The following is a 23,329-nucleotide window of genomic DNA, read 5'->3' as shown; positions in this document are numbered from 1 at the left end:
GCGAACATGTCTGCAGAACAATCAGTATTGAATCAGAATGCCGAGCCGGATTGGAAAAACTACGACGACTTCGCCCGCGGCATCGATACTAACCGTCTGCCGGCCAGCCACGACTGGCGGGGGAAAACCTTGAGGATGGTCTTCGAAGGGGGGGAAGAGATGACGCTGCGTTTCAGCGCCGATCGGCAACGGCTGCTTTGGGCGCTGCAGGGCGAAAGCGGCGAAGAGGTGTATGAAGAGGTGCGCACCTCGCCCGCGCGCTATTTCTTCAATATTCCGCTGCAGTCGCCGGGCAACGCATGCCTGACGCTGGTGCTCAATGCCGAAAGCGGCAGGGTGCTGATGGTGCGCAGCACCCTGTTGCCGGAGCAGGAGGTGGAGAAAGGCTCGCGGCTGAGCCAGGCGTTTAGGGTTGGCCAGATCGCGGAGGTCGCGCCGGGCGGGATCGTCCCTCATCTCACCCGCGAGCTGCTCGGTTACCGCACGCTGAACATTTACAGCCCTAACCATTATTACGAGCATTTTTACGTCAATACCGAACGCTACGCCTGGCAAAATCTGCGCGGTGAGCAGTTCGGCCACGGCGATATGGACTACGCCACCTACTACAAGTTTGAAGATGACATGTACCTGTTCACCTTCCGGGAGAAGATCATCCCGGTGTGCTCGGTGTTCTTTTTCGACTTTATTTCGGGGCGCTGCACCGGCACCTTCCTTGGGCTGGACGCCGCCGGCCAGGTGCGGGTAACGCCGGCCGGCGCCTTTATCCACAAAATGAGTTACAACGCCTATCCCGACGGGGTGCAGCCGCTGTAATCAGCGCGGGGCCACCAGCGATCCGGCGCCGATCTCCGCAATGGTTTTCGCGCCGGTGAGCGTCATGGCGACGCGCATTTCCTTGTCGATCAGCTCCAGCAGGTTGCTGACGCCGGCGCCGCCGGCCGCGGCCAGCGCATAGACGAAGGCGCGCCCCAGCAGCACGCTGTCGGCGCCCAGGGCTATCATGCGCACTACGTCCAAACCGCTGCGGATGCCGGAGTCGGCCAGCAGGGTAATATCCCCCTTCACCGCGTCGGCGATCGCCGGCAGAGCGCGGGCGGTCGACAGCACGCCGTCGAGCTGGCGGCCGCCGTGGTTGGAAACGATGATGCCGTCGGCGCCGAAGCGCACCGCATCCCGGGCGTCTTCAGGATCCAGAATGCCCTTGATGATCATCGGCCCGTCCCAGAACTCGCGGATCCATTCCAGATCTTTCCAGCAGATGGACGGATCGAAGTTGGCCCCCAGCCAGCCGATGTAATCCTCCAGGCTGGTAGGTTTGCCGCGATAGGCCGAAACGTTGCCCAGATCGTGCGGCTTGCCGAGCAGGCCGACGTCCCAGGCCCATTGCGGGTGGGTAAATGCCTGCAGCATGCGGCGCATGGCGGCGTGTGGGCCGCTCATGCCGGAGTGGGCGTCGCGATAGCGGGCGCCGGGCACCGGCATGTCGACGGTGAACACCAGCGTTTTCACCCCGGCGGCCCTGGCGCGCTCGAGGGCATTGCGCATAAATCCGCGATCTTTTAGTACGTACAGCTGGAACCACATCGGGCGATCGATCGCCGGCGCCACCTCTTCAATCGGGCAGACCGATACGGTGGAAAGGGTGAAAGGAATGCCTTTCTGCGCCGCGGCGCGCGCGGCCTGCACTTCGCCGCGGCGCGCATACATGCCGGTCAGCCCGACCGGCCCCAGCGCCACCGGCATCGCCAGCGTCTCGCCAAACAGCGTGGTTTCCAGGCTCAGCTCGGACATATTGCGCAGCACGCGCTGGCGCAGGGCGATATCGGCCAGGTCTGCGGTATTGCGCTTCAGCGTGTGTTCCGCGTAGGCTCCGCCGTCAATGTAGTGGAACAGAAAGGGCGGAAGCTTGGCCTGCGCGGCGGCCCGATAGTCGGTCGAGGCGGAGATAATCATGTTTTTTCCTTCTTTCGATAACGTGCATTTCGGTCAGAAAGCCAGGATTTGCGCCATGACGGCGGCGATCCCGCCGTACGCCAGCATCGGCAGCACGGTTTTTCTGATGATTTTGCCTTCGGCGTTGCCGATCCCGAGGATCGAGCACACGGCGATGATATTGTTCAGGCACACCATGTTGCCCATGGCGCCGCCAACCGACTGCAGCGCCAGCGTCAGGTTGACGTTCAGGCCGCCGCTCAGGGCGATCGACTGCTGGATGCCGCCGAACGTCAGGTTGGAGACGGTGTTGGAGCCGGAGAAGAACGAGCCCAGCGCGCCAAGGAAGGAAGAGAACAGCAGCCAGCTCTCTCCGGTCAGCGCGGCCAGCGCCTTGCCGATCAGGATCACCGGCGCGCTGTCTCCTCCCTGCATCATCAGGTTGACCATCACCAGCGCGCCGAACAGGGCGACAAAGGGCTTGCCGATGCGTCCGCCGGTTTCGCTGAACAGCTGTTTGACCTGGCCGCGGTTCAGCCGGAACAGCGGGATGCACAGCAGCACCACCAGCAGGAACGGGATCAGCGCCGGAACGTACAGCGTTTTGTAGCTGGCGGCGGCGGAGGTGCCCAACACCTGCTGCAGCTCAACGATCAGGGCGTCGCTGACGCGCAGTTCGCCCAGCCAGCCGAGCTTTCCCTGCCACAGCGGCGCGGTGCTGTTGAGCAGCGCCTTGATGCCCAGTTGGTGGATGCGGGTCACTATCAGGATAGCAATCAGCAGCAGGGTGGGGGTCATCGCCTTGACCACCTGCAGCAGAGGCACCGGCTGGCCGCGCGCTGCGCCGTTCTCGCCGCGCGCCAGGCCAATTCGGGCGCGGGCCAGCAATACCGACAGCGTCAGGCCGATGGCGCCGCCGACCAGCGCCGGGAACTCATAGTTGACCTGCGCCAGCAGCAGATAAGGGGCGGTGCAGCTCAGCACGCTGAGCAGAATAAACGCCAGATTGCGGCGAATATCCTGCCAGGAAACGATAAAGCGCAGCGCCAGCAGCGGAATGATAAACCCGGCGACGAAGTGGATCAGCGCGGTCTGGCGGCCAATCTCCAGCAGGCTGGCGTCCGGCAGGCCGAGGTTGGCGAAGCCGAACCAGGTGGGGGTGCCCACCGCGCCGAAGGAGACGGGAACCGAATTCATCACCAGCGTCAGCAGGGCGACGCGCAGCGGGTTAAAGCCCAGCCCGACCAAAATAGGCGCGGCGATGGCGGCCGGGGTGCCGAAGCCGCTGGCGCCCTCGATCATAAAGGCGAAGGCCCAGCCGATAATCATCAGCTGGGCCACAGGATTGGGGCTGATATTCTCCAGCCAGCGGCGCACCACGTTTTCCGCCCCGCTGATCTGCATCAGCTTGTTCAGCAAGATGGCGCCGGCGATGATGGTGATCGGCGTAAACACCGACACCAGCGCGGTGATGATATTGGCGTGCAGCAGGCGCGGCAGGCTGTCGAACCACAGCAGCTGTACGGCGTACACCGCCGCGGCCGTCAGCGGCAGGGCGAGGTAAGAGGGAACGCCGTTCCTTTTGGTCATCATCCAAATCAGCAGGACAATGGGCGCAATACTGAAGAACAGGGACATAAGAGCCTCAGGTTATTATTGTTTTTTGCAGGGATATGTAGCCGAAAGGTTAATTGCCGCAACATTTTCATTCTAATCACAACCCTGCGGGTTATTCCATGAGGTAATTTTTCAATGTCGGCAAACGGGGACGGGATTATTACTTTACGTAATTATTCACAAGTTGGCGGTGCGGTTAATCTTTTTAAAAATCAACTGGATGAAATGCGTTATTGTATGACGAATGCGCGACGTCACATTAATTAGGCGTTAATGCCCAATAGATTATGTCCAAAAGTGCAGTAATCCCCACGGCTATCATGCTCGCCGCGGGAATAAACTTGTGATCTGCTTCAAAAATAATGGCTGATGCTTTGGTAGGAGCGGATGATATGTTCGATCAGCAGACGGGTTTTCAGCGGTAAATTGCGGGTATAGGGATAAACGGCGTAAATGCCCAAGACCTTGCCGCAGTGGCCGGACAGAATTTCCGTCAGTTTGCCGTCCTGCAAATCCTCATACACCATGCAGCGCGGCACCATGGCGATGCCGTGGCCGCCGATCACCGCTTTGCGGATCGCCCTGGCGTTGTTGGCGGACAGGTTGCCGTTCACCTGCAGCTCGTAGATCTCGTTGCCGCCCGGCGCTTTCATCAGCCAGTTGGCGGTGCCGCTTTCCTGATAGGTATAGGTCAGGCAGTTATGGCCGAGCAGGTGATCGGCGCTGCGGGGTTCCGGATGGCTTTCAAGGTAGCCGGGCGAGCAGACGATCACCCAGCGGGAATCGAGGATCGGGCGGGCGATCAGGCTGGAATCGGGCATGGTGCCGGTGCGTATCGCCAGATCTATGCCTTCCTCGACCAGATCGACAAAGCGGTTCTCCAGCCGCATTTCTACCTTCAGGCTGGGGTGAAGCGCGCAAAACTCCGCCACGCTTTCGCTCAACAGCAGCTCGCCGGAAATGGTCGGCACCGACATGCGAATGGTGCCGGTCAACTGTTCGCTTTTTTCACTGACGGCGTAGAGCGCGTCCTGCACCTTTGCGCTGATGTCCTTGGCCTGCTGATACAGCGCCTGGCCGCTTTCCGTCAGCCTCAGGCTGCGGGTAGTGCGGTACAACAGGCGCGCGCCGAGGGATTTCTCCAGGCGGCCGATGCGCTTGCTGACCACGGAACTGGTGACGCCGGCGGTTTCGGCGGCTTTGCTGAATGAGCCGCAGTCAACAATCAGGGCAAACAGAATCAGGTCGTTGGCATATTCATGTGTGGCGAGCATGGGCATCCTGTCGTTGCGGCGGCCGGGTTGGTTCACCAGTGTAAATCCGGCGGGCCAGGAAGCAATCTTTTCATTGCCGAACGGCGGTCATCAAGACTGGTCAGATCTGATTGTTTCTCATTTTAAATGCTCATTTTTTGAGAAATATCCGTTGGCATAAATTGCGGCTATGAGTTGATGTTTATTTTTATTCTTAATTTACACCCTTATTTTAATGGAAATATCCGAGTTTTATTTATGCCAGGGTCAACTGACGTTATGCGTTGATGTAAATAATTGTATTGATCTGCCCTGGTGAGCTGGTTATTCTTTTTCAGGTATTTTCGTTGTTATTGATTCCTCGCTGTCATCCCTCTGGATTAGCGTTTTAGAATTGCTCCGCCTTTAATCGGGAGCATGTGGTGTGTTTTTTAATTTTAATATATAAGGACATTGTAATGAAAAAGATCAACCTCTCCGAAGCGGAAAAAATCGTTGGCGGTACCTATGTTAAAACCCGCGAGTATGAGTGGGTCGGCACCGGCGCGGCGAAAAGCTGCATGCTGGTGACAACCTGCTCAGACAAATACGGCTGGGTGAAGAAAACCTATCGCCCGGTCGCCGCTTCCAACTGCCCGGGCGGGCCGGTTACGCCTAACCGATAAGCGTTGAACGCCTGCGCTTAGGCCGGCTTTCATCGGTGGGGCGAGGTTATTCGCCCCACTTTTTATCCCGAGCGCGAGAACCCGGGCACAGTACCGAGCCGCCCCGGCAACCCGTTGCCGGAAGGGATGAATATTAATCTGTTCGCAGGATGCGCGCGCTATGTATCAACGTTATTTGTTATTCTTTGGCTATACCATTTTCATTATTTTCGCTTCCTCTTTTATCACTTCGGCCTATTTCCATCACTACGTGATAAATCAACCCGCGCCGGAAAGTCTGATTTTCGTTTCCGCAGATAAAGTAAAAAACAGCCCGATAAAAGACGACGACGCGATTATCGAGCTGTTCTCCTATGCCTGCCATTATTGCGAGGCGAACGAGGATCAGGTTGCTGAACTGGAAAAAAACTTGCCCGTCGGCGCCAGGCTGGTACGGCTGCATGTCAACGGCGACGAAAAATCCCCCATGACGGCATTTGCACCGCTGTTCGCCACCCTGACCGTCATGGGCATCGAAGCGCAGCATCGTTCCGCCGCCTACCAGGCGGCCATCAAAGACAACCTGGATCTGACGGATGAAAGGCGCCTCCGCGGTTGGCTGAAGGCCAACGGCATCGACGAGGCGGAATATGCGCAAGCCCGCGGTTCGGCGGCGGTGCAACAGCTATTGGCATATATGACCGCCGTGAGCCGTCATTACCCGATCGGCGCGACGCCGAGCTTTATCGTCAACAAAAAGTGGCTGGCGGTGCAGGACCGTGAGTTCCCGGCCTTCAGCGAGCAGCTGCTGTCTTTGCTGCAGCACGATAAACCGCTGGAGCCCTGATGCGACTGTTTACGGTGTGGGTTTTTCTGGCGTGGAAAAACGTTCTCGACCACCTGGCTCGCGTGGCCGGGGCCATTCGCCGGCTGGGCGACAGGCTCAGCGGCAGCCTGTTGCGGCATGTCGATTTCCGCCTCTGGCTGGGCGTGCGGCGGCGGCTGCACGCGGCTTGGCCGCTGTCGCGCCGCGCGCGCAACCGCCGTGCGGTGGCCGCGGCGAATCGCCATAGCCTGTTAGGGGAAGAGGATAGCCGCCCGGTAGACTTCGCCTGGCTGATGCAGCGGCGGCGGCTGCTGGATCTGGCGGCGGTTTATGCGCACAACGGCCCGCTGTTGGAGCAGCTCGCACGGTGTTCCGCACGGCTCAACCGGGTGGTGGAGCCGCTGCATCGGGCGGGCGTTCCGGTGATCCTGGCGCCGATGCATACGGTGTCCGACGTGCTGGCCGCGCTGGTGGGGGCCGACGTGTATCCGGGGCGGGCCACGGTGATCGTCTCGGGCGATGTGCAGCAGCACTTCCAGCGGGCGCCGGCCCACGGGTGGCGGCAGCGCCTCGACTGTTGCTCGATTCATGACGACCAACGGCGGGTTGCCGGCAAGCTGGCGCAGGCCGTGCTGGAGGCGGCGGATCATCGGCGCAACATCATCCTGTTTCCGGACATCACGCCGGATTACACCCTGCACGGCAATAGCGGGCCGACGGCCAAGCTGGCGTGTCGCCTGTTTCACCGTCCGGCGCAGTTGCACAGCGGCATCGTTCGCCTGTCGCGCGCGCTGCGCGCCCAGATGGTGTGCTACTCGCTTTATTACGATCGCGGGATCCATATTCGCATCGATGAACCGGGCGCGGCGGAAAATATCCGTCTCGCGCTGCCGGGGTTGGTCGAACAGGCCATGGTTCGGCACGCGGACGACTGGCTGTTATGGCACTCGCACTCATTGTTTTTTATTAATGAATAAGTCAGGAACCTGGAAACACATGGGAAATATCATTCCAACGCCGGTCTTTCAGAGTGAAATCAACGAGTGCGGCCTGGCCTGCGTTGCGATGCTGGCGGAAACGCAAGGGATCGCCACCTCGCTCCTGGCGCTGCGCGACCGTTATCCGGCTTCGCAGCACGGCACTTCGCTGGCCACGCTGTGTGAAATTCTGACTGAGCTGGCGGTGCCGGCCTACCCGGTGGCGTTCGAACATCAGGATCTGGCCGCGCTGCCTTTGCCGGCGATCCTGCATTACGGCGCCGGCCATTATGTTCTGCTGGCTTACCGAAAGGGCGACCACGTCTGCGTAATGAACCCGGCGCTGGGCCAGCAGCTGTTGCCGATCGGCGCCTTGAAAGCGGAAATCAGCGGCTATGCGCTGGTGCTGGATCGCGATAGCGCGCCGGCGGCAAATAGCGCCGCCCGGGCTGAGCGCGCCGGGCGCGGGAGGAGGTTCGCCGGCCTGAGCATGAAGGACACCGCCGCCATCGCCGGCGTTTATCGGCTGGCGGCGATGACGTTTGTTATCTCGCTGACGTTGTTCATCATGCCGTTGATGGTGGGGAATGCGATCAATCAGGTGTTTTCCACCGCCGGGGAAGTGGACTTCCCTTATTTCTACTATTTGTTGGCGTTCGTGATCTCCACCGCACTGGCGTTGGTCGCCCGCACGATTACCGAACGTTTCATCAAGCGTTTCGTGCTGCTGCACAGCGCCGCCGGCTTTGCCCGGCTGCTGGATAATTCGCTGAATTTCTTTAATAAACGCGCGCCCGGCGAGATCTTCAGCCGCTTTACCAGCTGGCAAATGGCCGCCGCACAAAAGATAGAGCTGGATAATGGCCTGCGTACCGACTGGATTATCGGCGCGATCGCGCTGGTGGCGATGTGCTGCCTGAGCCCGATATTGGCGCTGGTGCCGGTGATCGGCATGCTGTTCATGGGGGCGGTCAGCCTGTGGGCCATTTACCGCGACCGTTACTTTACCCAGCAGCTGCAGGTGAAGGGCGCCGCGCAAAACGACTTTATCCTGGAAACCATTCAGGGGTTTTCGACCATCAAATCCGCCGGGCTGGCCAGCCAGCGGCAGGCGGGGTTTGCCGCTCAGGCCCTTGCGCTGTTCACCTGTTTGCAGCAGCAAAAAGTCTATGAACAGGTGAAAGGCAGCGTTTACCAGCTGATCGGCAGCCTGGAAATGGTGCTTTTCATGTTGCTGGCGTTGCCGCTGCTGAAAAGCGGCGCGCTTAGCCTGGGGGCGTTCTTCGCTTACAGTTTCCTGCGCGAAATTTTCGCCGCCAACACCAGCAAGATTTTTTTCGCCATTTTGCATAAGAACCAACTGCATGTAATCGATGAACGCGCTCGCGATCTGTTTCCCGCCGTTCCCGTCGGCGGCTCGCCCGGCGCCCCGCGGGTGAGCGGTTTCGCCACCCGGCTGGATTACCGCGCGGTGACGTTTGCCTATGATGCCGGCCTGCCGGTGCTGCGCGATATGTCGCTGACGCTGGCGCGCGGGGAGTGTCTCGCCATTACCGGCGGCTCCGGCGCCGGCAAGAGCACGCTGCTAAAGGTGATCGCCTGTCTGTTGACGCCCCAGCGGGGGGCGCTGGAGCGGGATGGCCGGCCGATTGAGGGCGCAGCGGCGCAGCGGCTATTTTTCCTGCAGAGTCAGGAAGACATCTTGTTCAACGCCTCGGTGCTGCAGAACATTACGCTGTTTGCTCCCCCGGCGCCGGGGCAGGTGGCGCAGGTGGAAAGGATCCTGCTCGGCCTGGATTTGGCCGAGGCGGTGGCCAAGCTGCCCGGCGGGGTGAATGCGCCGGTGCGCGAAAGCCACGCCGGCCTGTCGTTGGGGCAACGGCAGCGGCTGTTGCTGGCGCGCGCGATGTACAGCAACAGCCCGGTGCTGGTGCTGGACGAACCTACGGCCAATCTGGACGAGCAGACAGCCGGTCGGGTGGTGGCGACGCTGCTGGCCCACTGCCGGGAACGGCGCAAGACGCTGATCGCCGTGACCCACAATCAGCGTCTGTTGCCGCTGTTTGACCGCGCCCTGCACATGGCGGATGGCCGCCTGAAAACCCTGGCCCTTGCCGCGGCAGGGGTGAAGCCTGATGCGACGGTGGCGTGACATGCCGGGAAAAAAAACGGCCAGGCTGCTGCTGCCGGCACTCGCCATTTTGGCGGCGATTGCCGGGGGGCGGCGTTGCTGAACCGGCCGGCGGCGGTCGCGGCGCCTGCCGTGGCGCGCATCGATCGCGGCGACATCGAGAGAAACGTGCTGGCCACCGGCATTCTGAAACCGGCCCAGCAGGTTAACGTGGGGGCGCAGGTTAACGGGCAGTTGAAGAAACTGTATGTCAAACAGGGCGACCGGGTGGTTCAGGGGCAGCTGCTGGCCGAGATAGATCCGACCTTGCAGCACAACGAACTGCGCAAATCGCAGGCCGAGCTGAAGAGTGCACAGGCGCAGAAACTGGCGAGTGAGGCGCAGCTGACGCAGTACCGGCTGGAGCTGAAACGCCAGCTTGCGCTGCAGCGCGATCGCGCCGGCGTGCCCAGCGATCTGGAGAAAGCCCGGGCGCAGCGGGATGCGCAACGGGCTCTGCTGAAGATGAATGAAGCGCAGATTGTCCAGGCTGAAATGGCGCTGGAAACCGCCCGGGCCAACCTGGCTTTCACCCGCATCGTGGCGCCGATCGACGGTGAAGTTCTGGGCATCGTCACTCAGGAAGGGCAAACCATCGTGTCCTCGCAGAGCGCGCCGACCATTATGGTGCTGGCTAACCTGGATACCATGATGGTGCATACCCGCATATCGGAAACCGACATTCTCAGGGTGCGGACAGGGCAGCCGCTGTGGTTTTACGCCGCGGCCGATCCCCGGCGGCGCTATGACAGCGCCATGGGCGCCATACAGCAGGCGCCGGCCGAGGCGCTGGAGGCGGATCCGCTCGGCAGAAGCCTCAACCAGCAGGCGTCGGCGGTGTATTACAACGGCGTTTTTGCCATCGCCAACGGCGAGCGTCGGTTGCGCACCGCCATGACGGCGCAGGTGTTCATCACTACCGATCGCGCTACCGGCGCGGTGCGCGTGCCGATGGCCGCGTTAGGCGCATCGCCGGCAGCCGACCGGTATGAAGTGCAGGTGCGGCAGGGGGAGCGGATCGTCCCGCGCCGGGTCCGCATCGGCATTAGCGATCGCCGCTATGCCGAAGTGCTGCAGGGGTTGAGCGAAGGAGAGTGGGTGCTGCTGGCGCCGCAGCCGGATGATAAGGAGCAGGAAGATGACCGTTAACGCCGCGGCGATGATTGCTCTGGATAACGTCTCCCGCGACTTTATCGCCGGTGAGCAAAAAGTGCGGGTATTGAAGCAGGTTTCTCTGCGCATCGGCCGGGGGGAAATGGTGGCGATCGTCGGCGCGTCCGGTTCCGGCAAGTCGACGCTGATGAATATCATCGGCTGCCTGGACCAGCCGAGCGAGGGGAGCGTGCACATCAACGATGTGGCGATTCATCGCGCCGACGGCGATCGGCTGGCGCGGTTGCGCAGCCGCCATATCGGTTTTATTTTTCAGCGTTATCAGCTGGTGCCGTATCTGACCGCCAGCGAGAACGTGGCCATCCCGGCGCGGTATACCGCCATGCCGGCCGCTGAGCGCCGGCGGCGAGCGCAGTATCTGCTGACCCGTCTGGGGCTGTCTTCGCGAACGGAGCACCGCCCGGCGCAGCTCTCCGGCGGGCAGCAGCAACGCGTGAGCATTGCGCGCGCGCTGATGAACGGCGCCGAAATCATATTGGCTGATGAACCCACCGGCGCATTGGACAGCGCCAGCGGCCAGGATCTGATGAGCATTTTGCATGCGCTGCACGCCGCCGGGCATACCATTGTGGTGGTGACCCACGATCGGCGGATTGCCGAACAGGCGCAGCGGATCATTGAGATCGGCGACGGGCGGATCGTCGCCGATCGCCGCAGGCAGGCCCGGCCGGCTCCGCCGGGCGAATCGCCGCCGCCGCTGTCCAGCTCGCCCGACAGGGCGCATTTTTGGCCGGCGCTGAACGCGGCCCTCGGCATGGCGTGGCGTTCCCTGCTGGGGCACCGGGTTCGGGCCCTGCTGTCGATGCTCGGCATTATCATCGGCATCGCCGCGGTGGTTTCGTCGATCGCGATCGGTGAGGGGGCCAGGCAAAATATTATCAATGAAATCAGCCAACTTGGGACCAGCACGCTGGAAATACGCCCGGGGCTGGGTTGGGATAAATCCCGCCCGGATTTTGCCCGCTCGCTGAGCCTGCGGGACGTTTCGCTGTTATCGGCCCTGCCCGACGTCGACAGCGTATCTCCGGTCGCCAGCGCGCAGGTGCTGGCCGTGCGGGCGGGGAAGCAGGTACCGCTGCCGGTGATGGGCGTCGGCGGCGATTATTTCCGCACGCAAGGCATCCGTCTGCTCGCCGGCAGCGGCTTTACCCGGCAGGATCTGGACGATCGCGAGCCGGTGGCGGTGATCGACACCCGGCTCAGGCAGGCGCTGTTTGCCGCCCGGCAGGATCCCATCGGGGAGATCCTGCAGCTGGCGGGCGTCCCGCATCGGGTGATCGGCGTGGCGCAGCGCCGCGGGGCCGGCTATGCCGGCGCTCAGCCGCTGGCCTGGCTGCCTTATGGCTCGCTAAGCGCCCGCATCGCGGGCGACGCGCCGCTGGAGTCGATCGTGCTGCGGGTAAGCGCAGGGGCTTCCCTGGCCGATGCCCAACGCGCCGCAACGCAACGGCTGATGCTGGAACACGGCCGGCGGGATTTCTTCATCCTGACCGACGACCAGATGACCCAGGCGATACAACGCGCTTCAGATTCCATGACCTGGCTGATCACCGCGATTGCAGGCATTTCCCTGCTGGTCGGCGGGGTCGGCGTCATGAACATCATGCTGGTTTCGGTGACCGAACGCACCCATGAGATAGGCATCCGGCTGGCGGCCGGCGCCAGAGAACGCGACATCATGCGCCAGTTTCTGATCGAAGCGGTGGTGATCTGCTGCCTGGGCGGCGCGCTGGGCATTGCCTGTTCCGCCTTGGTCAGCCTGGCATTGGCCTGGCTGGCGCCGCAAATGGTGATGGTGTTCACCTGGCCGCCCCTGCTGCTGGCCTGCGGTTTCTCGGCGCTGATTGGCATCGGGTTTGGTTTTTTTCCGGCGCGCACCGCAGCGCGCCTGCAGCCGGTGGAGGCGCTGGCGCGCGAATGAACAGAGGCTTAATTTTGCTGCTGGCCATAGTGATGCTCGGCGGCTGCGGCGGGCGCTCGCATCCAGGGGCGGCGCAATCGCAGGCGGCGTTGCCGCAGCATTGGCGACTCGCCGACCAGGCCGGCGGCGTGCCGCGCAGCGGGGCCGCATGGTGGGACAATTTCAACGATCCTCAGCTGTCGGCCTTGATTGGCGGCGTGCTGGCGAACAATCAGGATCTGGCGCTGGCCGGGCTGCAGCTGCGCATGGCCCTGCTGGATGCCGGATTAGTAAACGGCAACGTGACGCCGGACGCCACGGCGAGCCTGAGCGGCAGCAACAGCCGGACGTTACGCCGCGCCGGGCGCTCGCAGGAGAGCTATCGGGGCTCGCTGTCACTGAGCTATGAGCTGGATCTGTGGGGCAAGCTGGCGCGCGCCCGTGAACAGGTCGAATGGCTGGCCGCGGCGTCGGCACTGGATCGGCAAAACACCGCGCTGGTGTTGATCGGCACCGGCGCCCGGCTTTATTGGCAGCTGGCGGACTTCAATCAGCGAATCGACAATCTGCAGGCGGCGCTGACGATCGCGCAAGGCACGTTGCAATTGGCGAGCGCGCGCCATGCCGCCGGCGATGTCGGCCAGTTTGAGCTGCTGCAGGCCCGGCAGCGGCTGCTGGAGCGAGAAAATCAGCTGTCCGATCTGCGGCAGCAGCGGGAGGCCGCGCGCAACGCTTTGGCGCTGCTATTCGGGCAGTCGCCGTTGGCGCGGCGTTGGGAGCGCCGTTCATTGGTTATCGAAAGCGTGGCGATCGTTCAACGTCAACCGGTGGCGGTGATTGCGCAGCGGCCGGACGTGCAGGCGGCAGAGCGCCGATTGCGCGCCGCGCTGGCGGGCGCCGAGCTGGCCAGCCTGAGTTTTTATCCGACGCTGAGTTTGAATGCCGTTCTTGATGCCGGCAGCCAGGCGTTCCGGCAATGGTTCGGCGACCCGACGCGCTCGCTGGGGGTGGCGCTGGCGCTGCCGTTTATCGAGTGGCGCAAGGCGCAGCTGACCGGTGAAAAAGCGTTGCTGCAGGCGCAGCAGGCGGAAATCCAGTTTCGCGATGCGGTCTATCGCGCCCTGGCGGACGTGGATAACGCCATGGCGCAGCGCCTGGACGCACAGCGGCAAATCGGCAATCAGCGGCAGCTGCTGGCGATGAGTCGGCAGGCGGTGTTTTTAGCCCAGCGCCAGTATCGCGCCGGCGCCGTGTCGCTGCAGACGCTGCTGGATGCCCAGGACAGCCTGCTGCTGAGCGAAAACGCGCTGTCGCAGCTGCAGTACCGCTATCTGAACGCCACCATGCAGCTTTGGCTGGCGCTGGGCGGCGCTGCCCCGGGCGATCGAGAAACAAGGGAGGATCATGAATAAGCAAATGCAGCCGAAACGGGTGGTGGTGACCGGCTACGGCGCGGTCACGGCCCTGGGCATGAATGTGCAGCAAAACTGGCAGGCGATGATGGAATATCGTCTGGCGTACCGTTATCACGATAAATCGGCGGCGGGGATCCGCGCGCGTTTTTTTGCGCTGATGGATCAGGAACCGCCCCTGGAGGGGGTTGCGCAATCCCTCCGCCGCCGGCTGCCGCGCTTTGCCCGATTGGCGTTGGCCGCGTCGAGCGAGGCAGTCGAGATGGCGTTTCCCCCGACGGCGGTTGGGCCGACCGAGGTTTACCCTGCGCTGGAGTGCGGCGTCATTATCGGCAGCGGGTGGGGGGGGCAGGACGAAGCGTCGCTCAATAATGCGGATTACCTGCAATCCGGATTGGGTCGCCTGTTTGGCGCTTTCCACTCGATGCCCAATATTGCGACGGCGATCTGCAGCCAGCGCTGGTGTTTACGCGGATACCAGAATTCGCCGGCGGCGGCCTGCGCGAGCGGCAGTATCGCCATTGGCGACGCGTTCGAGATTATCCGCTGGGGGCGGGCCTCGATGATGCTGGCCGGCGGCGCAGAGTCGCTGAGCGGTAATGGCGCCATCTGGAATATTGACGTGTTGCGCATGCTGACCCATGAGCAACAGGACATCACGAAAGCCAGCTGCCCGTTCAGCCGCGATCGCAATGGCTTCGTGCTGGCGGAAGGCGCAGCGGTGCTGTGCCTGGAAGAACGTGAGGCCGCTGTGGCGCGCGGCGCGACAATACTGGGCGAAATCAAAGGCTACGGCAGCTGTTCGGATGCCTTTGATCTTACCGCGCCGGCGGAGGATAAACAGGCCAGGGTGCACAGCATACGGCGGGCGCTGAGACAGGCCGGGCTGCGCAGCCACCAGATTGACTATATCAATGCGCACGGCACTTCAACGCCGCTCAATGACCTGAACGAAACCGAAGCCATCAAGCTGGCGCTGGGCCGGGATGCCTACCGCACGCCGCTCTCCAGCACCAAATCCTTTACCGGCCATCTGATCGGCGCCTCCGGCAGCTTTGAGTCCATCATCTGCCTGTTGGCGCTGCAGCAGCAAATAATGCCGGCCACCTGCCATCTGCATGAGGCCGATCCGGCCTGCGATCTCGACTATATCAGCCAGGGGCACCGCCCCGGCCGCCTGCGGAACGTCATGAACCTCAGCTTTGGTTTTGGCGGGGCGAACGCGGCGCTGGTCTTCGGCAAACATGAGATTGATAACCAGGAGTGATAATGGAAAAGTATCGAATGCTGTATGAAAAAGTTTGCGCGCTGCTGTATGAGGCCAGAGAACTGGAGCCGGCCTCGCTGTCGGCGGATATATCGCTGCTGCAGCTGGGTCTGGATAGCCTGGATTATGTGGAGCTGATGTTATTGGCCAAACGAGAGTTTGGCATTGCGTTAAACGCCGAGCTGTTTCTCGAGCAGCCGGATATGACATTGGGCGAACTGTGCCGTTACATGGCCCTGCAATAATGTATTGATGCCAGGCTCCGGGCGTTTTATCCCGGCGCCGGCAAACGCGATGTGAAATCCCTTCCTGAAATGGCCCCTTCATTTTATCTAAACGCGTTAATGCCAAAGGCTGCCTGCGGCCTTATAGCATGGGCACAGCGATTAAGATTATTCTTTTTTTTGTGGTTTAAATGGCCGCGGTGAGGGCGAATAACCCGTCAGGCGGAGCGCTGATATTAACTTTTTCGAAGCGATTACCCGCGCGTTCATTTTGAAAACGTTAGCGTTGCGCCATTTTCATTACCGGCAAACGGCTTGATTTCAGGCGGGGAATAGCGCCGCAGCCGGGCTGTTCACCTCCGGCAATTCCGCTATACTCCGCGCAGGATGCAGGAACCCGTCCGTAAACCGGAGCGCGCTCCGGGTATCCATTGTGGTGATGTAAAAGGAAAATGACAGCCACATTTTTCTGATCAAGTTATCGAGGTAGCATGTCCAATCGTAAACATCTGACGCCTTCCGAAGTGGAGCGGCTGCTTGAGGTTACGCTGCAAGGAAAGAATCCAGAACGCGATTATTGTTTGATTTACATGTGTTTTATTCATGGCTGCCGCGCGAGTGAGATCGGCGGATGGCGTTTGTCGGATATCGATCTTGAAGGCGGCAATATTTATGTTCACCGCTTGAAAAACGGTTTTTCCACCGTGCATCCGTTATATCTGCGCGAAAGGCAGTGCCTGCGGCGTTGGCTGGATAAACGTAAACAGCATCGTGGGGCCGATGGGGAATGGTTATTCCTCTCAAACCGCGGCGGACGTTTGTCGCGGCAGCGCATTTACTGGCTGATTCGCAATTACAGCAAGGAAGCCGGGCTGGAGGTCAATGCGCATCCGCATATGCTGCGCCACGGCTGTGGGTTCGCCCTGGCGGACAAAGGCATTGATACGCGGTTGATTCAGGATTATCTGGGGCATAGGAATATTCAGAATACCGTTATTTATACCGCCAGCAACGCTCAGAGGTTTAAGGAAATCTGGTAAGTAAACTTTAAGTTAATAACCTGAAGGAGTCACTTTGAGCTAAACTGAAACATACTCTAAGGATGAGTAAAACCAATGTCAATAGTCGTATCGGCGCTTTCTTAATCATTCATTATTTTTCATTTAAATCAAGTGGGTAGCGGTGTTTTTTTCAATGACAGCCCCGTTGGCTCTAAGTATTATCTTATTCCATTTCCGTCCGCCAATAACTCCCGCGCCGAAACTCCGGTTTTTTTAAACGCTAATCAAGCTTAATAATTGCCATCCTGAGAATTAAATTCTAAAAACTAGCTGTGCGTTGGTTTAAAAAACCAAAGGAGTCACTTTAGCTCAAAATGAATCGTTTGGATGAATGAACTCACGGCAATTAATAATTATTGTCGAAGAGGGTGTCCTGACTGTCGAGCTAAATAAAAGGAGTGACATAGGGTTATGTCGGAAATAAACCAATGCATATTTGCATACCTTTTAAAGGAAAGTAGGATGAAAAAGAATTTATTGGCCCTGGCCGTATTGAGCGCATCTGCATTTACCCCTGCCGTATTCGCCGCCGATGGCGCCCTGAATATTACGGGTTCTATTACTGAAGAATCTTGTACCGTAGACGCCGATTCGCAGAACAAGCAGATTGTGCTGGGCAAAATCGCCAAAGATGCCTTTACCGCGTCCAAAACCGCGGGCGCCAAAGCCTTCAACCTGGTGCTGAAAAACTGCCCTAACACCGTTTCCGGCGCCATCGTCCGTTTTGACGGCACCCAGATCCAGGGGCAATCAGGGCTGCTGGCCTTGACCGCCGACGCGGATAAAGCAAAAGGCATCGGCGTACAGCTTCTGGACGATGCCAGCAACGTGATCAACATCGGTAACGATTCCCGTCAGTATTCACTGGCAGAAAATCAAGACAACGTCCTGGGCTTCGTTGCCCGCTACTACGCCTATGACACCGTCAGCGCCGGTAGCGCCAACGCCACCGCCAACTTCACGATCGTTTATCAGTAAGGCCGTCAGGTCATCGTAACAAGGTAATTGGCTAACGGAGCCAGAGAGGCATGTCTCTGGCTCTTTACGCATAGACGATGGGGCAGAAAACAAAATGAAAGCAGGATATTTCACGCTGGCCGCAGCGTTGATGATGATGTGCTGGAGCCAGGTACAGGCTGGCGTGGTGGTGGGGGGAACTCGCCTGATTTATGACGGCGCCAAGAAAGAGTCGGCGCTGAGCATCAATAACCCGGACGCCGTGCCTTATCTGATTCAGTCCTGGGTGGATGCGCAAGAGGGCGACAGCGCCAAGGCGCCTTTCATCATCACCCCGCCGCTGTTTAGATTGGATGGCGGGCAAAACAATCTGCTGCGGGTAGTGCGTGCGGGCGGCAATTTGCCGGCGGACAAAGAATCGCTGTATTGGCTGAACGTGAAGGCCATTCCTTCCGTGGAGAAAAAAGACAATACGCTGCAGATCGCCATCAAGACGCGCATCAAACTGATTTATCGCCCTCAGGGGCTGTCCGGCAATCTGGAAGAGGCGGTCGGCAAGCTGGCCTGGCGGCGCAGCGGCAATCGCCTGCAGGTGAGCAATCCGTCACCTTATTATCTCACCTTCTTTAATTTGAAACTCAACGGCAGCGCCGTTGCCGGCAGCACCATGGTCGCGCCGCAGGCCACCGCCAGCTTTCCCCTGCCGGCCGGCAGCGGCGCGGGCGGAAGCCTGAGCTGGCAAATCATCAACGATTACGGCGGTACCGGCCAAACCTTTACCAGCACTCTATAAGCGGGCGTTGCCAGGATGTTGTAGCTCCGTTTGATGGCGGAGCAGGGATACGGCTTGCCGACGTTTAGGCGGGCGACACGATCGGGACAGGGAGTTAAAAGGATGAATAACCCGGATTGTATTGGTCTGCGGAAACCGAGGCCGTTTTTGCTATACCTGATATCTTGCCAGGCGTTGTTGCTGCTGAATGTCGTCAGTACGGCGCATGCGAGCGATTATTTTAACCCGGCGCTGCTGGAAATTGACAACCCGGCATTGCGCGGCGCCGATCTTTCCGTTTTTGAAGGGAACAGCAGCCAGGCTCCGGGCACCTACCGGGTCGATCTTTATCTCAACGGTCAGCCGATAGACACCCTGGACATTGATTTCAGGCTGTTGCGGGACGCGGCAGGAAAACAGACGCTGCAACCTTGCCTGAGCGCCGCGAAGCTGGCCGAGCTGGGGGTAAGGATCGCGTCATTCCCCGCCATCGACGGCGCGGATACCTGCGTCAATCTGGCGCAGAGCATCCCGCAGGCATCCGCCATCTTTCAGTTCAACCAGCTGCGGCTCAACCTGAGCATTCCCCAGGCCGCGCTGAAAACCAATGCGCGCGACTATGTCCCGCCCGAGCAGTGGGACGCCGGCGTGCCGGCGTTGCTGGTCAACTATAACTTCACCGGCGCCAACAGCCAGGTGCGCGAAAGCAAAGGGCAGGACAATAACAACTATTACCTTAACCTGCGTTCGGGCATTAACTGGGGCGCCTGGCGTCTGCGCAATTATTCGGTATGGAATCAATATAGTGGCGGTAATTCATCATGGCGTTCGATTAATACCTACCTGCAGCGCGATATCGTTGCGTTGCAAAGCCGCCTGACCCTGGGCGACAGCGCCACCGCCAGCGACGTATTCGACAGCGTGCAGTTCCGCGGCGGCCAGCTGGCTTCGGAAGATGAGATCCTGCCGGACAGCATGAAAGGATATTCGCCGGTGGTGCGCGGGATCGCGCGCAGCAACGCCCAGATCGTCATTCGCCAGAACGGCTACGTTATCTATCAAAGCTATGTGCCGCCAGGGGCGTTTGAAATCACCGACCTTTACCCCACCGGCGGCAGCGGCGACCTGAACGTTAGCGTGCGCGAAGCCGACGGCCAGGAGCAAAACTTTGTGGTGCCTTACGCCGTGGTGCCGGTATTGCAGCGCGAGGGCCGTTTCAAATACAGCCTGACCAGCGGGAAATACCGTTCCTACGGCGGAGGCGTCGACGAGCATCCCTTTAGCCAGGCCACGGGCATCTATGGCCTGCCGTGGGGCGCGACGGTATATGGCGGCGTACAGGCCGCCAGCAAATATCAGGCCTTGGCGCTGGGCTGGGGGCAAAACCTGGGTGCGTTCGGGGCGATGTCCAGCGACGTTACCCAGGCCTGGACCAAACCGGAAACCCAGCCCAAGGAGCAGGGGCAGTCATGGCGACTGCGTTACGGCAAAAACTTTATCGAAACCGGCACTAACTTCAGCCTGGCGAGCTACCGCTATTCCACGCGCGGCTTCTATACCCTGCAAGAGGCGCTGGAAAGCTACGGCGGCAACGCCGTCTATAACGATCACAAGAAAAGCCGCGCCGAACTTACCCTGAGCCAGGGCCTGTGGGAGGCCGGCGGCACGCTGTCGCTCAGCCTGTTTAACGAAGACTACTGGAATGACAACCGCCGTTCCCAGTCGGCGAGCGTCAGCTACAACAACAATTGGGAAAGCATCAGCTACGGCCTGAATTACACCTTCAGCCAAAACGGCTATGACAACAACGGCGATCGCAACCACGTCCGCGACCATATTGTGGCGTTCAACGTCAGCGTGCCGCTGAGCAAATGGCTGCCGGGCAGTTACGCCACCTACAACATGAACAGCAGCCGCAACGGCGCCACCAGCAATAACCTCGGTTTGAGCGGCAGCGCGCTGGCAGGCAACAACCTGAACTACAGCATCAGCCAGGGCTATACCGGCAAAGGGCAGGGGGCCAACGGCAGCATTCAGACCGATTACAAGGGGCCCCTGGCTGAGCTGAACCTGGGTTACGGCTACGACCGCCATCGCCAGCAGGTGAACTACGGCATTCAGGGCGGGGTGCTGGTGCATGAAAACGGCGTCACGCTGTCGCAGTCGCTGGGCGATACGGTGGCGCTGGTTCAGGCGCCGGGCGCCGCCGGGGTCAGCGTGTTGAACCAGACCGGCGTGAGTACCGACTGGCGCGGTTATGCGGTGGTGCCTTATCTGACGCCTTACCGCCGCAACGTCGTAGGGCTGGACGGAGAATCCTTCGCCGACGATGTGGATATGACGCTCAGCAGCCAAACGGTGATCCCCACCCGCGGGGCGGTGGTGCGCGCCAGTTTCAACCCTAACGTCGGCCAGCGCGTATTGATGACGCTGCTGACGCGCAGCGGCAGCCCGGTGCCTTTTGGCGCCACGGTCAGCGTTCTCAATGCCTCTGGCGACAGTGCGGGCATCGTCGGCGACGGCGGGCAGGTTTACCTGTCGGGAATGGCCGAAAGCGGTCAGCTGCAGGTTAAGTGGGGCAATGACGCGGCTCGGCAGTGTCAGGTCGGCTATCAATTGGCCAATCAGCCCGAGAGCGGCGGCATTCGCCTGCTCAACGGACAGTGTTTATAAGGGGCATGTGATGACAATAGGGAAATTAACTCAACGGGCCGCGCTGGCCAGCGGCGTGCTGTTCACCGCAATCCTGAGCGCTCCGCAGGTGCAGGCGGCGCCTGGCCAATGCTGGCCGACGGCGGGGACGCATCCGTTTTCATTCGTGTTCGCCCCGAGGCTGGAAGATCCGGCGCAGAACGTGACCGGCATAGTGATCCCCGACGCCGCCGGCAATAACTGGAACATGACCGAAAACTATGATGTGCAGTGTGAATGCCGCAGCCGCACGGCCTCCTACGTTTCCGCCAAGCCAAGCCTGGGAGGGGGCGGCCTGCCGATCGGGCCGCTGACGTACTATGCGTTGAACGAGTATCTGGCGGTGGCCAGCGAGGTTTATGTTGGCGGCAACCTGCGGCAATACATCCCGACCCCGTTCAGCAACGTGTCAAACCGGAAAACAGAACTGCAGCCCGGCGAGAGCTGTGCCAGCGCGCCCTATAGCAGCGGCGCCAGGGGGCGGATCCATCTGTATTTCCGCAAGCCTTTCGTCGGCCAGACCATCATTCCCAACACCAGGCTGGTGGAGAGCTACGTCTCGGTCATCAATGGGGTCAGCAGCACGATCCCGGTTTCCGTGGTCACCATGAGCGGCATAGTGACGGTGCCGCAAAGCTGTGAAATCAGCCCGCAGACGGTGGTGGTGGACTTTGGCGATATTCTCGCCACCGGCTTCAAGACCAAGGGGCAGATGCCGCCTGGATTCACACCGCATCAAAAAGAATTGACCCTGGCCTGCCGCAACATTTCCGCCGGCGTCAGGGTGAGCCTGTCCTTCCGCGGCGAGGCCGACGCCAACATGCCGGTGGCGTTAAAGACCAGCAACGGCAGCATCGGGGTGATGATTGAAGATCGGCTTGGCAAGGCCGTTTCGCCGCAAAGCGGGCGCCTGCCGGTCGATTTTAACTACCCGGGCCAAACCGGCAGCACGCGCATCAGCCTGTACCCCATCAACACCACCGGCCAGGCGCCGGCCGTGGGCACATTCAATGCCACGGCGACTATTCAGGCGGAAATCGAATAACCGGGTTTTGATGGCGACGAGTCAATTTATCCTCATGGAAAGGAGAGCGATATGTTTAATGGATTTAGCGGAATAAGCCGGGTGCTGGTGCTGGCCGGGCTATTGCAGGCGGGGTTGCCGGCGTTGGCGGCAAAGCTGCAGATAAGCGGCAACATCAAAGCGGGAGCCTGCGAGGTGGATGCGGCAAACAGCAATATACAGGTCAACCTGGGCGACAATATTTCCGCCGCCACTTTGGCGACCTCCGGCTCCGCCAGCGGCTGGATTGAGTTTCCGCTGACGCTGAAAAACTGCCCGGCCACCACCACCTCGGCGAAGGCGACCTTTAGCGGCACGGCTGCCGATGAAAACGCCGGCTTATATAAAAGCGTCGGCACCTCGGTCAGGGTGCAGATCGAATTGCAAAACCAAAATGGGGACAATCTGGGCAACGGCAAGAGCATGGTTCAATCCGTCGATCGCCCGTCGCACGAGGCCAAATTCAACCTGCGGGCCCGCGCATACAGCACTCACGGCGGCGCTACGCCCGGCACGATAGAGGGCGCGATGCAAATTACCTTCGTCTATGAATAGCGAGCTTTGACGCTTTGTTCTCTCAACGGCCGGCGCTGAAAGCCGGCATGCCCCGATCATGCTTTTTCTGGCGTCGATACTTTTCCTGAGGAGGCATGCTGGCGGCATCAAGGTGATGATATGAACATCAATGATCAACACGGCACTATCACAGATTCAGTCCCTGTATATGAAAAGAAAAATAGAACCGCAATTATTATGGAACCCTGCCCAATCACGGCGTTGGGGATAAACAATCGGTTGGTAGAATCCTGCGGCTATCGCCGGGATGGCATCCAGCAGGCAGGAAGTCTTGCCGAGCTGAGGCTGGCGTTAGCCAAATATCAGCCTCAGCTGCTGATCATGGAGCTGTGCGGCAAGTCGGAGTCGGTGCTGGATGGCTTGCGCCTGATCGCTGAGGTGCAGGCGGGGTCGCCCCATACCGCATTGCTGGTTTGCACGGCGCTGGATGAACCCAGAGTGCTGAGGCAGCTCATCGCCTCCGGCATTCGCGGGCTGATGCTAAAACAAGAGCCGGCTATCGCTCTGGTGCACTGCGTGCAGCAGGTATTGACCGGAAAGCGCAGCTTTAGCCACCGGATCCGCCAGCGTCACCTGCACGACGCCGCCGCAAGCAAGCCCCTGACGGCGCGGGAGCTGGACGTGTTGACCCAGCTGTTTTCCGGCAAGAGCGTGACCAACGTGGCCCTGACGCTGTGTCGCGATATCCGCACCGTCAGCACGCATAAGCGTAACGCCATGTTGAAACTGGGTTTTCGCAATGATGGCGAGCTGTATCTTCAGGGAAAATGGATGGCCATGAATGGCCCGTCCTTTGTTCGTTAAGCACGCC

General features: G+C 60.3%; 20 protein-coding genes. 17 read left to right on the top strand and 3 right to left on the bottom strand.

Features of this window, described 5'->3' with window-relative positions; genetic code table 11:
• Positions 1 to 6: 6 nt before the first annotated feature.
• Positions 7 to 816: a MoaF C-terminal domain-containing protein gene (locus D7I37_RS02295; RefSeq protein ID WP_095099065.1), complete on the top strand. Its 810-nt coding sequence runs from the start codon at positions 7 to 9 to the stop codon at positions 814 to 816.
• Here D7I37_RS02295 and lldD read toward each other — a convergent pair whose 3' ends face one another.
• The 3 genes from lldD to D7I37_RS02280 all read right to left on the bottom strand — a co-directional run bounded on the left by lldD (position 817) and on the right by D7I37_RS02280 (position 4,826).
• Positions 817 to 1,956, bottom strand: coding sequence for an FMN-dependent L-lactate dehydrogenase LldD (gene lldD / locus D7I37_RS02290; RefSeq protein ID WP_061796875.1), 1,140 nt, complete (start codon positions 1,954 to 1,956; stop codon positions 817 to 819).
• Positions 1,957 to 1,989: 33 nt separating this feature from the next.
• Positions 1,990 to 3,573 carry an L-lactate permease gene (locus tag D7I37_RS02285; protein ID WP_095099062.1) on the bottom strand — a complete coding sequence of 528 codons (1,584 nt, stop codon included), beginning with the start codon at positions 3,571 to 3,573 and terminating at the stop codon, positions 1,990 to 1,992.
• A gap of 332 nt (positions 3,574 to 3,905) precedes the next feature.
• The gene (locus D7I37_RS02280) at positions 3,906 to 4,826 is read right to left on the bottom strand and encodes a LysR family transcriptional regulator (RefSeq protein WP_061797022.1); all 921 of its coding nucleotides are present in this window, start codon (positions 4,824 to 4,826) and stop codon (positions 3,906 to 3,908) included.
• A gap of 437 nt (positions 4,827 to 5,263) precedes the next feature.
• Here D7I37_RS02280 and D7I37_RS02275 point away from each other — a divergent pair, with 437 nt between their 5' ends.
• From D7I37_RS02275 to D7I37_RS02200, 16 genes are all read left to right on the top strand, one after another.
• Positions 5,264 to 5,470: a DUF4762 family protein gene (locus tag D7I37_RS02275; RefSeq protein WP_061796871.1), complete on the top strand. Its 207-nt coding sequence runs from the start codon at positions 5,264 to 5,266 to the stop codon at positions 5,468 to 5,470.
• A gap of 160 nt (positions 5,471 to 5,630) precedes the next feature.
• Positions 5,631 to 6,296 (top strand): DsbA family protein, encoded by a 666-nt coding sequence (locus tag D7I37_RS02270; protein WP_129543239.1) that lies wholly within the window; start codon positions 5,631 to 5,633, stop codon positions 6,294 to 6,296.
• Complete coding sequence (locus tag D7I37_RS02265) at positions 6,296 to 7,252, top strand: ABC transporter (protein ID WP_129543238.1); 957 nt, start codon at positions 6,296 to 6,298, stop codon at positions 7,250 to 7,252. Before D7I37_RS02270 ends, D7I37_RS02265 begins: the two co-directional genes overlap by 1 nt.
• A 19-nt stretch (positions 7,253 to 7,271) precedes the next feature.
• A complete protein-coding gene (locus D7I37_RS02260; RefSeq protein WP_129543237.1) occupies positions 7,272 to 9,404 on the top strand; it encodes an ATP-binding cassette domain-containing protein in 2,133 nt (710 codons plus the stop codon).
• Positions 9,405 to 9,479: 75 nt separating this feature from the next.
• Positions 9,480 to 10,571, top strand: coding sequence for an efflux RND transporter periplasmic adaptor subunit (locus tag D7I37_RS02255; RefSeq protein WP_165283078.1), 1,092 nt, complete (start codon positions 9,480 to 9,482; stop codon positions 10,569 to 10,571).
• Positions 10,561 to 12,516, top strand: coding sequence for an ABC transporter permease (locus tag D7I37_RS02250; RefSeq protein ID WP_061796864.1), 1,956 nt, complete (start codon positions 10,561 to 10,563; stop codon positions 12,514 to 12,516). Before D7I37_RS02255 ends, D7I37_RS02250 begins: the two co-directional genes overlap by 11 nt.
• Positions 12,513 to 13,907, top strand: a complete 1,395-nt coding sequence (locus D7I37_RS02245) for an efflux transporter outer membrane subunit (RefSeq protein WP_129543236.1) — start codon at positions 12,513 to 12,515, stop codon at positions 13,905 to 13,907. The genes D7I37_RS02250 and D7I37_RS02245 overlap by 4 nt, the downstream gene beginning before the upstream one ends.
• Complete coding sequence (locus D7I37_RS02240; RefSeq protein ID WP_129543235.1) at positions 13,900 to 15,174, top strand: beta-ketoacyl synthase; 1,275 nt, start codon at positions 13,900 to 13,902, stop codon at positions 15,172 to 15,174. The genes D7I37_RS02245 and D7I37_RS02240 overlap by 8 nt, the downstream gene beginning before the upstream one ends.
• Positions 15,175 to 15,176: 2 nt before the next feature.
• Positions 15,177 to 15,419, top strand: a complete 243-nt coding sequence (locus D7I37_RS02235; RefSeq protein WP_061796858.1) for an acyl carrier protein — start codon at positions 15,177 to 15,179, stop codon at positions 15,417 to 15,419.
• 470 nt (positions 15,420 to 15,889) lie between these two features.
• Positions 15,890 to 16,438 carry a tyrosine-type DNA invertase gene (locus D7I37_RS02230; protein WP_061796856.1) on the top strand — a complete coding sequence of 183 codons (549 nt, stop codon included), beginning with the start codon at positions 15,890 to 15,892 and terminating at the stop codon, positions 16,436 to 16,438.
• A gap of 483 nt (positions 16,439 to 16,921) precedes the next feature.
• Positions 16,922 to 17,437, top strand: a complete 516-nt coding sequence (locus tag D7I37_RS02225) for a fimbrial protein (RefSeq protein WP_061796854.1) — start codon at positions 16,922 to 16,924, stop codon at positions 17,435 to 17,437.
• 94 nt (positions 17,438 to 17,531) lie between these two features.
• Positions 17,532 to 18,209, top strand: a complete 678-nt coding sequence (locus D7I37_RS02220) for a molecular chaperone (protein ID WP_061796852.1) — start codon at positions 17,532 to 17,534, stop codon at positions 18,207 to 18,209.
• A gap of 102 nt (positions 18,210 to 18,311) precedes the next feature.
• Entirely contained in the window at positions 18,312 to 20,861 is a 2,550-nt protein-coding gene (locus D7I37_RS02215; protein WP_061796850.1) for a fimbria/pilus outer membrane usher protein, read from the top strand.
• A 10-nt stretch (positions 20,862 to 20,871) separates the two neighbouring features.
• Positions 20,872 to 21,924 (top strand): fimbrial protein, encoded by a 1,053-nt coding sequence (locus D7I37_RS02210; RefSeq protein WP_083950359.1) that lies wholly within the window; start codon positions 20,872 to 20,874, stop codon positions 21,922 to 21,924.
• Positions 21,925 to 21,975: 51 nt separating this feature from the next.
• Positions 21,976 to 22,497 carry a fimbrial protein gene (locus D7I37_RS02205; protein WP_061796848.1) on the top strand — a complete coding sequence of 174 codons (522 nt, stop codon included), beginning with the start codon at positions 21,976 to 21,978 and terminating at the stop codon, positions 22,495 to 22,497.
• A 120-nt stretch (positions 22,498 to 22,617) separates the two neighbouring features.
• Complete coding sequence (locus tag D7I37_RS02200) at positions 22,618 to 23,322, top strand: response regulator transcription factor (protein WP_061796846.1); 705 nt, start codon at positions 22,618 to 22,620, stop codon at positions 23,320 to 23,322.
• The last annotated feature ends 7 nt before the right edge of the window (positions 23,323 to 23,329 follow it).

Origin of the sequence: Serratia sp. 1D1416 (assembly GCF_003641105.1) — a bacterium.
In the GTDB taxonomy this organism is placed as follows: domain Bacteria; phylum Pseudomonadota; class Gammaproteobacteria; order Enterobacterales; family Enterobacteriaceae; genus Serratia; species Serratia ficaria.
This window is presented reverse-complemented; position numbering and strand designations above follow the sequence as displayed.

Bases quoted from the DNA above. Each gene is read 5' to 3' on its own strand.
- D7I37_RS02250 (WP_061796864.1), top strand. From the start codon at position 10,561: ATGACCGTTAACGCCGCGGCGATGATTGCTCTGGATAACGTCTCCCGC.
- D7I37_RS02245 (WP_129543236.1), top strand. From the start codon at position 12,513: ATGAACAGAGGCTTAATTTTGCTGCTGGCCATAGTGATGCTCGGCGGC.
- D7I37_RS02240 (WP_129543235.1), top strand. From the start codon at position 13,900: ATGAATAAGCAAATGCAGCCGAAACGGGTGGTGGTGACCGGCTACGGC.
- D7I37_RS02295 (WP_095099065.1), top strand. From the start codon at position 7: ATGTCTGCAGAACAATCAGTATTGAATCAGAATGCCGAGCCGGATTGG.
- D7I37_RS02200 (WP_061796846.1), top strand. From the start codon at position 22,618: ATGAACATCAATGATCAACACGGCACTATCACAGATTCAGTCCCTGTA.
- D7I37_RS02205 (WP_061796848.1), top strand. From the start codon at position 21,976: ATGTTTAATGGATTTAGCGGAATAAGCCGGGTGCTGGTGCTGGCCGGG.
- D7I37_RS02235 (WP_061796858.1), top strand. From the start codon at position 15,177: ATGGAAAAGTATCGAATGCTGTATGAAAAAGTTTGCGCGCTGCTGTAT.
- D7I37_RS02215 (WP_061796850.1), top strand. From the start codon at position 18,312: ATGAATAACCCGGATTGTATTGGTCTGCGGAAACCGAGGCCGTTTTTG.
- D7I37_RS02270 (WP_129543239.1), top strand. From the start codon at position 5,631: ATGTATCAACGTTATTTGTTATTCTTTGGCTATACCATTTTCATTATT.
- D7I37_RS02220 (WP_061796852.1), top strand. From the start codon at position 17,532: ATGAAAGCAGGATATTTCACGCTGGCCGCAGCGTTGATGATGATGTGC.
- D7I37_RS02275 (WP_061796871.1), top strand. From the start codon at position 5,264: ATGAAAAAGATCAACCTCTCCGAAGCGGAAAAAATCGTTGGCGGTACC.
- D7I37_RS02260 (WP_129543237.1), top strand. From the start codon at position 7,272: ATGGGAAATATCATTCCAACGCCGGTCTTTCAGAGTGAAATCAACGAG.
- D7I37_RS02210 (WP_083950359.1), top strand. From the start codon at position 20,872: ATGACAATAGGGAAATTAACTCAACGGGCCGCGCTGGCCAGCGGCGTG.
- D7I37_RS02230 (WP_061796856.1), top strand. From the start codon at position 15,890: ATGTCCAATCGTAAACATCTGACGCCTTCCGAAGTGGAGCGGCTGCTT.
- D7I37_RS02265 (WP_129543238.1), top strand. From the start codon at position 6,296: ATGCGACTGTTTACGGTGTGGGTTTTTCTGGCGTGGAAAAACGTTCTC.
- D7I37_RS02285 (WP_095099062.1), bottom strand. From the start codon at position 3,573: ATGTCCCTGTTCTTCAGTATTGCGCCCATTGTCCTGCTGATTTGGATG.
- lldD (WP_061796875.1), bottom strand. From the start codon at position 1,956: ATGATTATCTCCGCCTCGACCGACTATCGGGCCGCCGCGCAGGCCAAG.
- D7I37_RS02280 (WP_061797022.1), bottom strand. From the start codon at position 4,826: ATGCTCGCCACACATGAATATGCCAACGACCTGATTCTGTTTGCCCTG.
- D7I37_RS02225 (WP_061796854.1), top strand. From the start codon at position 16,922: ATGAAAAAGAATTTATTGGCCCTGGCCGTATTGAGCGCATCTGCATTT.